General features: G+C 69.5%; 15 protein-coding genes and 1 riboswitch. Of the genes, 7 read left to right on the forward strand and 8 right to left on the reverse strand.

Going from position 1 to position 13893, the window contains the following annotated elements; translation table 11 throughout:
* Positions 1–22 precede the first annotated feature (22 nt).
* Positions 23–475: a GNAT family N-acetyltransferase gene (locus ABZY31_RS00950; protein ID WP_356403682.1), complete on the reverse strand. Its 453-nt coding sequence runs from the start codon at positions 473–475 to the stop codon at positions 23–25.
* Between the two features lie 23 nt (positions 476–498).
* On the reverse strand, positions 499–1386 hold the full coding sequence (locus tag ABZY31_RS00955) for a GNAT family N-acetyltransferase (RefSeq protein ID WP_356403228.1): 888 nt from the start codon (positions 1384–1386) through the stop codon (positions 499–501).
* Between the two features lie 152 nt (positions 1387–1538).
* Here ABZY31_RS00955 and ABZY31_RS00960 point away from each other — a divergent pair, with 152 nt between their 5' ends.
* Together ABZY31_RS00960 and ABZY31_RS00965 are read left to right on the forward strand one after the other, a co-directional pair.
* Positions 1539–2216, forward strand: coding sequence for a haloacid dehalogenase-like hydrolase (locus ABZY31_RS00960; RefSeq protein ID WP_356403231.1), 678 nt, complete (start codon positions 1539–1541; stop codon positions 2214–2216).
* Positions 2217–2336: 120 nt separating this feature from the next.
* On the forward strand, positions 2337–3545 hold the full coding sequence (locus tag ABZY31_RS00965) for a globin domain-containing protein (RefSeq protein ID WP_356403234.1): 1209 nt from the start codon (positions 2337–2339) through the stop codon (positions 3543–3545).
* Positions 3546–3569: 24 nt separating this feature from the next.
* Here ABZY31_RS00965 and ABZY31_RS00970 read toward each other — a convergent pair whose 3' ends face one another.
* The 3 genes from ABZY31_RS00970 to ABZY31_RS00980 all read right to left on the reverse strand — a co-directional run bounded on the left by ABZY31_RS00970 (position 3570) and on the right by ABZY31_RS00980 (position 5760).
* The gene (locus ABZY31_RS00970) at positions 3570–4049 is read right to left on the reverse strand and encodes an NUDIX hydrolase (protein WP_356403238.1); all 480 of its coding nucleotides are present in this window, start codon (positions 4047–4049) and stop codon (positions 3570–3572) included.
* A 100-nt stretch (positions 4050–4149) separates the two neighbouring features.
* Positions 4150–5331 (reverse strand): cystathionine gamma-lyase, encoded by a 1182-nt coding sequence (locus ABZY31_RS00975; protein ID WP_356403240.1) that lies wholly within the window; start codon positions 5329–5331, stop codon positions 4150–4152.
* Positions 5332–5379: 48 nt separating this feature from the next.
* Positions 5380–5760 (reverse strand): phage holin family protein, encoded by a 381-nt coding sequence (locus ABZY31_RS00980; protein WP_356403243.1) that lies wholly within the window; start codon positions 5758–5760, stop codon positions 5380–5382.
* A gap of 88 nt (positions 5761–5848) precedes the next feature.
* Between ABZY31_RS00980 and ABZY31_RS00985 the strand changes: the two genes are divergently transcribed.
* The 4 genes from ABZY31_RS00985 (at position 5849) to ABZY31_RS01000 (ending at position 8116) form a co-directional block, all read left to right on the forward strand.
* Positions 5849–6166 (forward strand): cupin domain-containing protein, encoded by a 318-nt coding sequence (locus tag ABZY31_RS00985; RefSeq protein WP_330331521.1) that lies wholly within the window; start codon positions 5849–5851, stop codon positions 6164–6166.
* A 162-nt stretch (positions 6167–6328) separates the two neighbouring features.
* Entirely contained in the window at positions 6329–6553 is a 225-nt protein-coding gene (locus tag ABZY31_RS00990; protein WP_356403246.1) for a DUF5326 family protein, read from the forward strand.
* Between the two features lie 278 nt (positions 6554–6831).
* A complete protein-coding gene (locus tag ABZY31_RS00995) occupies positions 6832–7569 on the forward strand; it encodes a helix-turn-helix domain-containing protein (RefSeq protein WP_356403685.1) in 738 nt (245 codons plus the stop codon).
* Between the two features lie 97 nt (positions 7570–7666).
* Positions 7667–8116, forward strand: coding sequence for an SsgA family sporulation/cell division regulator (locus ABZY31_RS01000; RefSeq protein ID WP_356403249.1), 450 nt, complete (start codon positions 7667–7669; stop codon positions 8114–8116).
* Between the two features lie 16 nt (positions 8117–8132).
* Here the strand turns inward: ABZY31_RS01000 and ABZY31_RS01005 are convergent, their stop codons facing one another.
* Positions 8133–9530: a YibE/F family protein gene (locus ABZY31_RS01005; protein ID WP_356403252.1), complete on the reverse strand. Its 1398-nt coding sequence runs from the start codon at positions 9528–9530 to the stop codon at positions 8133–8135.
* Positions 9531–9602: 72 nt separating this feature from the next.
* A riboswitch (TPP riboswitch) is annotated at positions 9603–9741 on the forward strand.
* Between ABZY31_RS01005 and thiC the strand changes: the two genes are divergently transcribed.
* Entirely contained in the window at positions 9736–11523 is a 1788-nt protein-coding gene (gene thiC / locus ABZY31_RS01010; RefSeq protein ID WP_356403255.1) for a phosphomethylpyrimidine synthase ThiC, read from the forward strand. It overlaps the preceding riboswitch by 6 nt.
* Before the next feature lie 123 nt (positions 11524–11646).
* Here thiC and ABZY31_RS01015 read toward each other — a convergent pair whose 3' ends face one another.
* Both ABZY31_RS01015 and ABZY31_RS01020 read right to left on the reverse strand, forming a co-directional pair.
* On the reverse strand, positions 11647–12450 hold the full coding sequence (locus tag ABZY31_RS01015; RefSeq protein WP_356403258.1) for a hypothetical protein: 804 nt from the start codon (positions 12448–12450) through the stop codon (positions 11647–11649).
* 146 nt (positions 12451–12596) lie between these two features.
* The gene (locus ABZY31_RS01020; RefSeq protein ID WP_356403688.1) at positions 12597–13856 is read right to left on the reverse strand and encodes a metallophosphoesterase; all 1260 of its coding nucleotides are present in this window, start codon (positions 13854–13856) and stop codon (positions 12597–12599) included.
* Between the last annotated feature and the right edge of the window lie 37 nt (positions 13857–13893).

The following is a 13893-nucleotide window of genomic DNA, read 5'->3' on the forward strand; positions in this document are numbered from 1 at the left end:
ATCGGCCGTGTGCCGACCTCGGTCAGAGCTGGTACTTGAAGCCCACGTGCGAGGCGACGAAGCCGAGCCGCTCGTAGAACCGGTGCGCATCGGTACGGGTGACGTCGGAGGTGAGCTGCACGAGCTGGCAGTTCTCCGCCCGGGACTTCTCGATCGCCCATTCGATGAAGCGGGTGCCCAGTCCGCTGCCGCGTTCATCGGCGTGCACACGGACGCCTTCGATGATGGAACGGGTCGAACCCTTGCGGGACAGGCCCGGGATGACGGTCAGCTGGAGGGTGCCGACCACCCGCTCTCCGCGAACGGCGACCACCAGGTGCTGGTTCGGGTCGTCGGTGAGCCGTTTGAGGGCCGCGATGTACGGGCTGAGGTCGTCCGGGGATTCCCGGGTGGCTCCGAGCGGGTCGTCGGCGAGCATCGCGACGATGTCCGGGAGGTCGGCCTCGGTGGCGGGCCGGATGTCCAGTGCGGTCAGGTCGGTCATGGAGCAGTCCTCTCTCAGCCCGCGGCCACGGTGAGCGGGGCCCAGCGACGGGTCCAGTCTCCGGGCAGATCCGGGAGGCCCCGGGTCATGACGGTGTTGTAGGTGATGGAGTCGAGTCCGCGGTCCTTGAGCCAGTCGCGCAGTTCCTCGTGGCGCACGTCGATGTCCGTGCGCAGGGGGCGATCGGTGGTCGCCGCGAGGGCCGTGACGAGCGCCTGGGCACCGGAGGTGTCGCGCGCGATCAGAGGGCCGATGACGTGCGTCTCCATGTTCGGCCAGATGGCGGCGTACCCGACGAGTTCGCCGGTGTGGTCCTCGGCGACGGCGAGCCGGTCCGCGAAGGCGGGCAACCGGACGATGATGTGGGTCCGGTCGGCGCCGAAGATCTCCGCGTCCAGCCGCAGGATGCGCGGGAGGTCCTCCGCGGTGGCCGGACGGACCTGGTGGGCATCCGCGCCGGACGCTGCCGGGCCGGGCCGGAAGCTGCCCGCCAGCATCTCGCCCCGGCCGGTGGCGTCGAAGCCGAGCTCCTCGTAGAGGGGACGGCCGTACGGAGTGGCGTTCAGCGTGAGCGGGATGCCCTCGAGGACGTCGTCGCAGACGTACGTCATCAGGCGGCGGCCCAGGCCCTGACGGGAGTACCGCTCGGCGATGAGGACCATGCCGATGGCGGCCAGCTCCGCCGTGTCGTGCGTCTGTCCGTACCGGGTGACGACGCACGCGGCCGCGAGTCCCTGGCCGTCAGGGGCGTCGACCCCGTACCCGTCTCCCGCTGCGAGGAGCAGACCCCACTTGTGGTCCTCGCGGGGCCAGCCGCGGTCTTGGGAGAGGTCGGCGCAGTACCGGAGATCGTCCAGGGTCAGTGCGCGGATCGGTAGATCGATGAGCTGTGGTGGTGTCACCGACCCAGCGTGGATCACCGGACGGGGAGCGTCCAGAGGTTTTGGAGGCGGATGTTTCACGTGAAACCGGCCGTTGTTTCACGTGAAACGCGCTGTTTCACGTGAAACCAACAGCTGTTTCACGTGAAACCGACAGGCTAGCCTCGGCTCTCATGACACGTCTCCACCTCTTCGACCTCGACGGCACGCTGATGTTCGGCTCGGCGGCGCCCGTCGAGATCTCCCGGCAGCTCGGGCTCAGTGCTGAGATCGCCGAGCTGGAGCGCGCGTTCAGCGCGCGGGAGATCGGACCGCCGGAATTCGCGGTGGGCGTGCACGCCCTCTGGGCGGGACTGACCCCTGCTCACGTGCGGGCCGCATTCGACGGAGCGCCCTGGATCGAGGGCATCCGCGAGGTCTGGCAGGAGATCCGGGAGCGCGGGGAGTACTGCGCGGTCGTGTCCTTGTCACCGTCGTTCTTCGTGGAACTCCTGCTGGAGTGGGGCGCGCACGCCGCGCACGGTTCCGTCTTCCCCGAGGTGCCGTTCACCCGGGCCGTGGACGTGACGGGGATCCTGACCCCGGAGGGCAAGCTGGAGGTGGCGGACCGCCTCTGCGCGCAGTTCGGGGTGACCCGGAGCGACTGTGTCGTCTATGGGGACTCCATGACCGACGCGGTCCTGTTCGGGGTGTTACCGGTTTCGGTGGCGGTCAATGCGCGGCCCCACGTGGCCGCCCTCGCGACCCACGTCTACGAGGGCCGGGACCTTCGTGCGGCGTACCGGCTCGCCGGCGCGGCGCCGCTCGTCCCCGAAGTGGGGGCATCCTTGCCCGAAGTCGGGGCATCTTAAGGCGGGCGCCGGTTCGAACTGCGGAATTTCCGCATTTCTCCGCAAGCCGTTCTTTCGGCTGGCATGCTGCGAAGCCCGGAACCACGGATTCAAGGCCGTGGCGCGTGCACACCGTCCGAGATGTTCGAAGCGAGGCACCGCATGGACGCTCCGCCCACCAGATCGGCCAGATGGGGGACCGACGCAATACCCTCCGGGGGCGGCGTGACCGAGCCCTCCTCCGATGCCGTGCTCATCCGTCAGACCCTCACCGAGATCGGTCCCATAGCCGACAAGGTGACGTCGTACTTCTACGCCCTGGTCTTCACGGGTCATCCGGAGTTGCGGTCGATGTTCCCCGTGGCCATGGACCTGCAGCGGGACAGGCTGTTGAAGGCCCTGCTCACGGCGGCCGAGCACATCGACGATCCGCAGGTGCTCACCCCTTTTCTGAGCCGGCTGGGCGCCGGTCACCGCAAGTACGGCACCATGGCCGGGCACTATCCGATCATCGGCGAGGCGCTGATCGGCGCGCTGGCCCGGTACGCCGAGCGGAGCTGGGGCCCGGAGGCAGAAGCCGCCTGGGTGCGGGCGTACACCGCGATCTCCCAGATCATGATCGATGCCGCGGCGGACGACGAACGGAAGGCCCCCGCGTTCTGGCAGGCCGAAGTGGTCTCGCACGACCTGCGCACCCCGGACATCGCCGTACTGACGGTCCGTCCGGATCAGCCCTACACCTTCCTGGCGGGTCAGTACACGAGTCTGGAGACTCCCTGGTGGCCCCGGGTGTGGCGGCACTACTCCTTCGCGTCGGCGCCGCGCGCCGACGGGCTGCTGTCCTTCCACGTCAAGGCCGTCCCCGCGGGGTGGGTGTCCAACGCGCTGGTGCGCCACGCCCGTCCCGGCGATGTCCTGCGGCTGGGGCCGCCGACGGGCTCGATGGTGGTCGACCACTCCACCGACAACGGGATGTTGTGCCTGGGCGGTGGTACGGGAATCGCCCCGATCAAGGCGCTGATCGAGGACGTGGCGGGGCACGGCGAGCGGCGCCCGATGGAAGTGTTCTTCGGGGCGCGCAGCGACGACGACCTCTACGACAAGGACACGCTGCTGGGTCTGCAGCGCTCGCACCCGTGGCTGTCGGTGCGGCCCGTGGTGTGCGACGGGCTGGCCGGGCAGCTGCCGCAGGCGGCCGGTGAGCACGGGCCCTGGAATTCGTACGACGCCTTCATCTCCGGTCCGCCGGGGATGATCCGCAGTGGTGTGGACGCCCTGAAGCGGATAGGGATCCCGGGGGACCGGATCCGGTACGACTCGGTCGAGGAGCCGGTGGGGGTCTCCGGCTGAGCCGTGGGCCCCCACCGGAGCGGCTCAGCCCAGGTCGGCGGCGTGCATGGCGCGGACGCCCTCGATGTTGCCGTCGAGGTAGTGCCGCAGGGACAGCGGGACGAGATGGACGGCGGCGATGCCGACACGGCTGAACGGCACCCTGACGATCTCGTACTCGCCTTCGGGCTGATCGATCTCGGGTCCGTGACGCTGGCTGGGGTCCATCGATTCGAGGTGGCAGACGAAGAAGTGCTGCACCTTGACGCCGGTCACTCCTGCTTCGGCGATGTGTTCGACGGTGTCGACGAAACAGGGCACCACATCGGTGATCTTGGCTCCGAGTTCCTCGTGGACTTCGCGGTGCAGGGCGTCGACGACGGTGGCGTCCGTGGACTCCACTCCGCCGCCGGGGGTGAGCCAGTACGGATCGACGCCGGGCTTGGTGCGTTTGATCAGGATCAGATCGTCACCGTCGAGCAGGATCGCGCGGGCGGTGCGTTTGACCACAGGACGTTCGGTCATGGGTGAAGCGTGGCCCAGGACTCCGCTTTTGAAACGCCGCGGCGCCGAGCAGGTGGTCCGGGCCGCCGGGGGCGGCCCGGACCACCTGCACCCGGGTGGTTCAGACGTCGCGGTTCCCCGGGGTCCCGGTCCCGCCCGACCCGCCGGAAGCCGCGGTGTCCAGGGCCCGCAGCACGTCGGCGACCAGGTCATCGGTGTCCTCGGCCCCTGCGGAGAAGCGGATGAAGCCGTCGGGAACGGCGTCGCCGCCCCAGCGGCCGCGCCGCTCGGCCGTGGAGCGGACACCGCCGAAACTCGTGGCGTCCTCCACCAGGTGCAGGGCGCTCATGAAGCGTTCGGCGTGGCTCCGGTCGGCCAGGGTGAAGGAGACCACCGAGCCGTAACCCGACATCTGCCGGCCGGCCGTCGCGTGGGAGGCGTCGGCGGGCAGTCCCGGGTAGCGCAGGCCCGTGACATCGCCGCGGCCGGCCAGCGCCTCGGCGACGGCCAGTGCGTTGTCCCACTGGCGCAGGGTGCGCAGCTGGAGGGTGGCCAGGGAGCGGTGGGCCAGCCAGGCCTCCATGGGCCCCGGGATCGCGCCGACGACCTTGCGCCACTGGCGGACCCGGGCGGCGAGTTCGGGGTCGCGGCAGCTGACGTATCCGAGGAGGACGTCACCGTGGCCGGTCAGCCCCTTGGTGCCGCTGGCGACGGAGAAGTCCGCGCCGAGGGCCAGCGGCCGCTGGCCGAGCGGGGTGGCCAGGGTGTTGTCCACGGCGACCAGCGTGCCGCCGGCGTGGGCCGCCTCCGCCAGCCGCCGTACGTCACAGACGTCGAGCCCCGGGTTGGACGGGCTCTCGATCCAGAGCAGCCGGGCCCCGTCGAGCACCGCGAGCTGGGCCTCCCCGGCGGTCGGGGCGGTGCGCACGTGGACTCCGTACGCCTCCAGCTGGGCGCGGACGAGCGGCAGGGCCTGGTACCCGTCGTCCGGCAGGACGACGGTGTCCCCGGCGCGGGTCTGGGAGAGCAGGACGGCGGAGACCGCCGCCATGCCGGAGGCGAAGACGACCGTGTCCACTTCCTCGCCCGGCGCTTCCAGTTCCCCGATGGCGCGTTCGAGGAGGGTCCAGGTCGGGTTGGTGTCGCGGCCGTAGGTGTAGGGCCCTTCGACATCGCCGGGCAGGTGGAAGTGGGCCGCGAAGACTGGGCCCGGCAGCGTCGGTTCGTTCTTCGCGGGATCGGGCAGTCCGGCGCGTACGGCCCGGGTGCCGTCACCGAGGCCGGCTCGGTCGTGGGGGTTCACGGGGTGTGCTCCTTCAGCGCGGTACGGATGGCTGCCGGGCGAGCCCGCTCAGTCCTTGTCAGGGAGGACCAGGTTCACGGCCCAGGAGACGATGGAGATGATCAGAGCGCCGACCACGGCCGTCCAGAAGCCCTCGACGTGGAAGCTGAGGCCGAGCTTTCCGGCCAGCCAGGAGGTCAGCAGCAGCATCAGGGCGTTCACGACCAGGGTGAACAGGCCCAGCGTAAGGATGAACAGCGGCAGCGAGAACAGCTTCACCACCGGCTTGACGAGGAAGTTGACCAGGCCGAACACGAGGGCGACCAGGATCAGGGTGAGGGTCCGGTGACCCATGCTGCTGCCGTCGTTGAGCGTGATGTCCGCGACCAGCCAGATCGCCACGGCCAGGGCCGCGGCGTTGGCGAGCGTCTTGACTACGAAATTCGTCATGTGTCTGATCGTTGCAGAGAAGATCCGGCTGGGACATCAGCGCGACAGCGGATGACAGGCATGAAAGAGCACAAGGGGCGCAAGGACGATGAAGGCATTCCGGCTGGACGAACTCGAGGCCGAGCGACTGGCCAATGACGGCGCCTACCTCCAGTTCCTGCGCGAACGGAACATGTCCGTCGGGCTGTACGCGCTGGACGCCGGGCAGAGCGATCCCCAGCAGCCGCACGCCCAGGACGAGGTCTACTTCGTCGTCAGCGGGCGGGCGTCGATCACCGTCGGGGAGGAGACGACGACGGTCGCGCGCGGCGGCGTGGTCTACGTCCCGGCCGGGGTCCCGCACCGCTTCCACCACATCACCGAGGACCTGAAGGTGCTGGTGGTCTTCTCGCCGCCGGAGGGCTGAGCCGGCTCCGGGGCCGGGTGACCCCCGAGTACCCGGTGTTCCACGGGCCCGGAGCCCCTAGGGGGCGGGTCAGGGGACTCCAAGGGCTCAGCGGCCCCCGTTGCGTTCCCCCGGCTCCTAGCATCGGAGGCAGGAAGCAACGGACCAGGAAGAGGTTGGGACATGGACGGCATCCGGGAGACATTCGCAGGTATGCCCTGGTGGGTTAAGTGGGTCGCCGTTCCGCTGCTGGCGCTGTTCGTCTTCGGCGGTGTGGTCACCAGCATCCTGGGAACGCTGATCCACCTGCTCTTCAACGTGCTGCTCTTCGTCGGCCTGGTCGCGGGTCTGGTCTTCGTCGTCAAGAAGGTCACCGGCGGTTCCAAGTCCTCGTCGAGCGAGTGGTAGCAACCCGCCACGCGGCGGATTAACCCAGGTGAGGGACGGGAACCGGAACACCGCGCACACGCCGGGGCGTGGCGGATACAGTGAAAAATCCGTGCCGTTCCCTGGGCGCTGAAGCCGGTAATCCGCCCTGACCCGCGGTGATTTCACGTACAGCCGAGTGCGACCCCCAGGAAGCGCGGACACGCGGGGGCGGCCCCCGCGGGCGGGCCGCCCCCAAGGCCCGCCGCCACGCCTGGGGGTGAGCTTTGCCATCGGTTCACAATGCCGGTGTGCCGACACTGATCGGCTCGGTACAGCGTGCTCTGCGGCTGCTCGAAGCGGTGGGTTCCCACAGCGAGGGAGCTCCGGCGAAGCAACTGGCGCGCGAGGCCGGTCTCCCGCTCGCCACCGCCTACCACCTACTGCGGACCCTGACGCACGAGGGCTATCTGCGCCGGGAGGGCGGAGTGTTCGTCCTGGGGGAAGCCGTGGGGCGACTGGCTGGTGGCGGGCTTGAGCAGAAACGTCGCACCATGATCCTGGACTCGCTCGCGCATTTCCGCGAGACGGTCGGAGCCCCCGTCTACTTCGCGGTCTACCGCGACGGTGAGATCGAGGTCGTGGGTGTTTCGGACACCCCGGCCGGCCCCGCCTGCGAGGAGTGGGCCGCCTTCCGCGAGACAGGCCACGCGCACGCCATCGGCCAGTGCCTGCTGGCACAGCTCGACGAGAAGGCGCGCAAGGACCACTACGACCGCCATCCGGTCCAGCCCGTCACCCCGTACACGGTTTCGGACATGCACGCTCTCGAGCAGCGGATCGACTCGCTCGGCCGGATGCAGTCGGTTACGGAGCGTCAGGAGTATTCCCTCGGCACGGTGTGTGCGGCGATCCCGATCACAGCCGGAGACATCGCCGCGACCTTGGCGATTTCTCTTCCGTTGCACCTCGAAGGCCGGTTGCCCTATGCGCTCGCTCGGCTACGGAGTGAAGTAGGCGCGCTGTTGAGTAGCCTCTCGTTCTCTATCAGTATCTGAAAACTCACTCCTTGTGATCTGCAAGCGCTTACACCACTCTTGTCAAGAGGGCCTTGAGGGACCATTCCTGGCCACTTCCACGACAGCGGGGTAGGCAATGCGCGAATCGGTACAGGCAGAGGTCATGATGAGCTTCCTCGTTTCGGAGGAGCTCGCTTTCCGGATCCCGGTGGAGCTGCGGTACGAGGCGCGTGACCCCTACGCGGTGCGCCTGACGTTCCACCTCCCCGGCGACGCGCCCGTGACCTGGGCATTCGGCCGCGAACTGCTGCTGGACGGCATCAACAAGGCATGTGGTGACGGCGATGTGCACATCGCTCCGACCGAACCGGAGGAGCTGTCGGACGTGCACATCCGGCTCCAGGTCGGCGCCGACCGGGCCCTGTTCCGGGCGAGCGCGGCGCCGCTGGTGGCGTTCCTCGACCGCACGGACCGCATCGTGCCGCTCGGTCAGGAGCGCAACCTCGGTGATTTCGAGGAAAACCTGGAGGAGGCGCTGGAGAAGATCCTCGCCGAGGCCCGGCAGAACGAGCAGAACGCGGGCTGAATGCCATCACACAGTGTCACCGCTTACGTCGACGACCGCGCCCTCCGCGGCTCGGCCCCGAGGCCGCCGTGGCGGCCGGGGATCCCGACCGGTCGGCGGACACGACCAGTGCGGCCAGTGCCGTGGTCACCGGGACCGAGGCGACCAGACCGATCGAGCCCACGAGCGTCCGTACGATCTCCTCGGCCACCAGCTCGCTGTTGGCCACCGTTCCCACACTGCTGTTCGCGATGGAGAACAGCAGCAGCAGCGGCAACGCCGCGCCCGCGTAGGCGAGGACCAGAGTGTTGACCACGGACGCGATGTGGTCGCGCCCGATCCGGATCGCCGCCCGGTACAGCGCGCGGGGTCCCATCGTCGGGTCGGCCTGGTGGAGTTCCCAGACCGCGGACGTCTGAGTGACCGTCACGTCGTCGAGGACGCCCAGCGATCCGATGATCACCCCTGCGAGCAGCAGGCCGCTCATGTCGATGTGCGGATAGAGACCGTGGATCAGGCCGGTGTTGTCGTCGGTGTTGCCGCTGAGGAACGCCCAGCCGATGAACACCGAGCCCAGCAGCCCGATCAGCAGCAGTGAGACCAGGGTTCCGAGGACGGCGACCGAGGTCCTGGCGGTCAGGCCGTGGCACATGTAGAGCGCGATCAGCATGATGGCGCTGGCTCCGACGACGCCCACGACCAGCGGGTTCGAGCCCTGGAGGATGGCGGGCAGGATGAAGAGCGTCAGCACGGAGAAGCTGACGGCCAGCGCGATCAGCGCGAACAGCCCGCGCATCCGGCCGACCACCACGACCGCGAGGGCGAAGATGCCGGCCAGCAGCGCCAGCGGGAGTTTCCGGTTCACGTCGATGACGGAGTACTGCAGTTCGCGGGGGGCGGCCGGCGCGTAGGCGACCACGACTTCCTGGCCGTCCTCCAACTGCCGCGGCGCGCCCGGCTGGACGATCTCCACGAAGGTGCGTCCCTGATCGGGGCCGGTGGAGACCTTCACCGTCGCCTTCTTGCAGTCGCCTGCCCGAGCGGCCTCGGCCGCACCGCTCCGGGGGGCGTCGGAAGGGGGCGGGACCTGGGCGGCGTTGACGGACTTGCAGTCGACCCGCTCGATCGACACCACCGCGCCCTGCTGGGTCTGGCGGTCGAAGCCCACGCCGGTGCGCTCGTGGGCGGGGGCGCCGCCCGGCCACAGGACGACCATGCCGACCAGGACGGCGGCGGCGAAGGGGATCAGCACCGCCGCGATGACCTTGCGCAGGTGCTTCGAAACGGGAGCCGCCGGTCCGTGACCGTGGGAGTGGGAGTGCCCGTGGGACGGTCCGGGGGAGGCCTCGTGCGGCGACCCGTGGCGGGCGTGGGCGTGACCCGTGTGTTCCGTGGGTTCCGTGGGCTCGATGGGGGGCTGCGGCGAGGACGTCACCGACTGATCATCGCAAGAGATGAGGGGGCCCACTGTTCAGCACGCCAGGGATGACGCTAGCGTGGGGGCACCTTTGCACAACGCGGGAGCTCGGAGCACCGGGCTGAGAGGGCGCTGATCACCGTACGTGGACACGTACGGGAAGAGGCTGCGTCGACCGCCGAACCTGTTACCGGGTAATGCCGGCGTAGGGAGATCAGGTCTCATGACCATTCAGGACGCACACACGCCTGCCGTCAGCCAGGACAGCGACGGTCGGGAAGAGCGCCAGCCCGGCTGGCACAAGGGGTACGTCGCGGGTTCCCGCCCCGACCTCCGCGTGCCGGTCCGCCAGGTCCACCTCACCAACGGCAAGGACGTGACGCTCTACGACACGTCCGGCCCGTACACCGACCCGCAGATCGAGACCGACGTCCGCCGGGGTCTGGCACCGCTGCGCGAGAATTGGATCATCGGCCGCGGTGACACCGAGGAGTACGCGGGCCGTCCCGTGCGCCCCGAGGACGACGGCATCAAGCACACTTCGCCCCGCGGCGGCCTCAAGAACCTCGACGCCGTCTTCCCCGGCCGCCCCCGCCAGCCCCGCCGGGGCCGCGGCGGCCAGGCAGTGACCCAGCTCGCGTACGCCCGCCGCGGTGAGATCACCCCGGAGATGGAGTACGTGGCGATCCGCGAGAACGTCGCCCCCGAGGTCGTCCGCGAGGAGATCGCGGCAGGCCGCGCGGTCCTGCCCGCGAACGTGAACCACCCCGAGATCGAGCCGATGATCATCGGCAAGCGCTTCCTGGTGAAGGTCAACGCCAACATCGGGAACTCCGCCGTCACTTCCTCGATAGAGGAGGAGGTGGACAAGATGACCTGGGCCACCAAGTGGGGCGCCGACACGGTCATGGACCTCTCCACCGGCCGCAACATCCACACCACCCGCGAGTGGGTGCTGCGCAACTCCCCCGTCCCGATCGGCACCGTTCCGCTCTACCAGGCGCTGGAGAAGGTCGACGGCCGGGCCGAGGAGCTGACCTGGGAGATCTACAAGGACACGGTCATCGAGCAGGCCGAGCAGGGCGTCGACTACATGACAGTCCACGCGGGCGTGCTGCTGCCGTACGTGCCGCTGACCGCGCGCCGCAAGACGGGGATCGTCTCCCGCGGCGGCTCGATCATGGCCGCCTGGTGCCTCGCGCACCACAAGGAGAACTTCCTCTACACGAACTTCGAGGAACTCTGCGACATCCTGGCCGCGTACGACGTCACCTACTCGTTGGGTGACGGCCTGCGCCCCGGTTCCATCGCCGACGCCAACGACGCGGCGCAGTTCGCGGAGCTGAAGACGCTGGGCGAGCTGAACACCATCGCCAAGCGACACCACGTGCAGACCATGATCGAGGGCCCGGGTCACGTCCCGATGCACAAGATCAAGGAGAACATCGACCTCCAGCAGGAGATCTGCGAGGAGGCCCCCTTCTACACCCTGGGCCCGCTGACCACGGACGTCGCTCCCGCGTACGACCACATCACCTCGGGCATCGGCGCGGCGATGATCGCCTGGTGGGGCACCGCGATGCTCTGTTACGTGACGCCCAAGGAGCACCTGGGTCTGCCCAACCGTGACGACGTCAAGACCGGTGTCATCACGTACAAGATCGCCGCGCACGCCGCCGACCTGGCCAAGGGGCACCCCGGCGCTCAGGAATGGGACGACGCGCTGTCCGACGCGCGCTTCGAGTTCCGCTGGGAGGACCAGTTCAACCTGGCCCTCGACCCCGACACGGCGCGCGAGTTCCACGACGAGACCCTTCCGGCCGAGCCCGCGAAGACCGCGCACTTCTGCTCCATGTGCGGCCCGAAGTTCTGCTCGATGAAGATCTCGCAGGACATCCGTCGCGAACACGGCGGGGACCTGAAGGCGGACGAGATCCAGGCGGGCATGGCGGAGAAGTCCGCCGAGTTCGCCGCGGCGGGCAACCGCGTCTACCTGCCGCTGGCCGACTGACACGGGTGACCCGGCGTCGTCTCCGAGGTCGGTCCGCCTCGGGAACGGCGCCGGGCGCCGGGTGCCTGTCCTCCGTGTTCCACGCGCCGTCGTGTTTCACGTGAAACATCCACCCCTGCGGCGTCAGCTCGGCTCGTGCTCCGGTCCGCCGAAGTCGGGGCTCGTGAAGTCCGGTGGCGTATAGCCGGGATGGGTGCTCTCGGAATTCCCCGGGCTGCTGAAATCGGGAGCACTGTAGCCCAGTTGCGGGATGCGCCGGGGCCGGCGCCGCGGTATCGGGGAGCCGGCCCCGGCACTGGGATCCGCCAGCGCGTCCTGGAGGAACGGCATGATGCCCCGCTCCAGCAGTGCGTGCCGCCACGCCTCCCGGGCGCGCGAAACCTCGTCGGGGACGGTCTCCGCCACGTCCACCGTCACCTCGGTCGCGCTGTTGCGGACCGCGGTGACCAGCAGACCGATCGCGGCGATCAGGATCGCCGCCGCCGTGAGGGCGCCGAAGAGCCAACCCGCCGTCAGCATGGTTTCCGCAAAGGCCGGTTCGGGCTCGATCATCTTCAGGGTGTAGCCCACCAGCAGGAAAATGAGCATGGCGGTGCCGGCCAGCACCGGTGCCAGGACCGCGACCACGGCGCCCACCCCCGCGCCGCCACCGCTCGTGTCGTCGTCCGGCGCGTGTGCATGCGTGGCCGCCGTCTCGTCGCGCAGCTCACCGCGGATCTTCACGTAGTGGTCGTACTCGGCCGCGGCGGCGGCCGTCAGCAGCGCACTGGCATCGAGGGCCATGGTGCGCAACTGTTCGGCGTTCAGTCGTTCGCCGAGCGTCGCGAGTTCGGGCCGTTCGTGCGCGGTGCGCAGCGCCTCGTCGAGGAGCCGATCGAACTCCGGTCGGTCTTCGGTCAGCAGGTGCGGAGCGCTGGTCATGTGCATCCCCCGATGCTCCGTGGAGACCGGTGGGCCCGTGTGGACCGGGCACCGGCACAAACGGAGGAGAGCCTGCTACGGATAGTGCGATGGTAGAACGCCCCCGCCACGCGGTGACAGGGGCTTTCCGAAATACCCTGCTCCAGGAACCCTCAGTCGGTCAACGGGAGTTGTACGACCAGCAGTTTCCCTGCCATCGTGACCCCGCCGTCCATGGCGATGGCGAGGCCCTCCGCGTAGACGTGGGGGCCGTCGATGGTCTCCGGACCGTGGGTGCGCTCGCCGTCCTCGGTCCCCACTTCGCCCAGCAGGTACGGGATCGGACTGTGCCCGTGCACCACGCGCCCGCCGCCGTAGGTGCCGAGGAGCTCGCGCACGGCCTGGGGGCCGGTCTCCTGGTCGCGGAAGGCGAAGCGCTTGGTGAACTTGCGGAACAGGTCCCACGTCTCGTCCGCGTCGTGCTGGTTGAGCAGTTCGTGGACCTTGTCGTTGACGTCCTCGATGGAGTCGCCGTAGTCGAGGTAGGCGGTGGTGTCGGAGTGCAGCAGCAGGTGACCGTCCTCCAGGGCGGCCGCGTCCAGCCGCGACATCCACTGCAGGTGTACGTCTTGCAGGCGCTCCATGTCGGTGCGCTGGCCGCCGTTGAGCAGCCAGGCGGCCTGGAAGCTGGCGGTGCCCGCGCCGGACACGACCGGGGTGTCGCCGAACCGCTTGGCTCCGATGAGCAGGAGTTCGTGGTTGCCCATGAGGGCCTTGCAGTACCCGCCCGCGGCCGCGGCCTCGGCGGAGAGCCGCATGACGAGGTCGATCACGCCGATGCCGTCGGGACCGCGGTCCGTGAAGTCGCCGAGGAACCACAGGCGCGCGTTCCCGGCGGACCACCGGCCGTCGGCGTCGATCAGGTGCTGAGCGTGCAGTTCGGCGATCAGCTCGTCGAGGTAGCCGTGGACGTCGCCGACGACGTAGAGCGGCCCGGGCCCGTCGGCGGGGGCGTCCTGGGGGACGTACTGGACCTGGACGGTGTCGCCCGGTCCGCCGCGGCTGATGATCGGGAGGTCGCGCTGCGTGGGCGTGTAGTCCTCGGACTCCGCGGCCGGCTCGGAGGGACCGTGCTGTTCCGCGTGTACGGGCGCCGCCGTGCCGCCGGGCGGGCCCGCGTCCGGCGCGGGAGGCGGACCGGGAGCGTGCACCGGGGTGGGGGCGTAGGCGGGCCGCGGCGGCGGCACCGACGCGCCTTCGTCGTAGTACGCCGGGTACTCGCCGTAGACGGGCACCTCGCGGGGTACCGCGGGCGTGGGTGCGTCCGTGCCGTACGCGACGGGAGGGGCGGCCGGAACCCGGAAGTCCCGCAGCGTCTCCGTCCGCATCGCGGGTCCCTGACCGGCCCCCTGAGTCATCGACCCCTCCACCACCGTCGCGCTGCCGTACATCTGCGGACCCTCCTGACCT

Origin of the sequence: Streptomyces sp. NPDC006529, assembly GCF_040611795.1 — a bacterium.
Taxonomy (GTDB): domain Bacteria; phylum Actinomycetota; class Actinomycetes; order Streptomycetales; family Streptomycetaceae; genus Streptomyces.

What these genes read in the sequence shown, in the direction of transcription:
- ABZY31_RS00985 (WP_330331521.1), top strand. Translation starts at nt 5,849, where the DNA reads ATGAAGGCATTCCGGCTGGACGAACTCGAGGCCGAGCGACTGGCCAAT.
- ABZY31_RS00990 (WP_356403246.1), top strand. Translation starts at nt 6,329, where the DNA reads ATGGACGGCATCCGGGAGACATTCGCAGGTATGCCCTGGTGGGTTAAG.
- ABZY31_RS00965 (WP_356403234.1), top strand. Translation starts at nt 2,337, where the DNA reads ATGTTCGAAGCGAGGCACCGCATGGACGCTCCGCCCACCAGATCGGCC.
- ABZY31_RS00970 (WP_356403238.1), bottom strand. Translation starts at nt 4,049, where the DNA reads ATGACCGAACGTCCTGTGGTCAAACGCACCGCCCGCGCGATCCTGCTC.
- ABZY31_RS00980 (WP_356403243.1), bottom strand. Translation starts at nt 5,760, where the DNA reads ATGACGAATTTCGTAGTCAAGACGCTCGCCAACGCCGCGGCCCTGGCC.
- ABZY31_RS01000 (WP_356403249.1), top strand. Translation starts at nt 7,667, where the DNA reads ATGCGCGAATCGGTACAGGCAGAGGTCATGATGAGCTTCCTCGTTTCG.
- ABZY31_RS00960 (WP_356403231.1), top strand. Translation starts at nt 1,539, where the DNA reads ATGACACGTCTCCACCTCTTCGACCTCGACGGCACGCTGATGTTCGGC.
- thiC (WP_356403255.1), top strand. Translation starts at nt 9,736, where the DNA reads ATGACCATTCAGGACGCACACACGCCTGCCGTCAGCCAGGACAGCGAC.
- ABZY31_RS01015 (WP_356403258.1), bottom strand. Translation starts at nt 12,450, where the DNA reads ATGCACATGACCAGCGCTCCGCACCTGCTGACCGAAGACCGACCGGAG.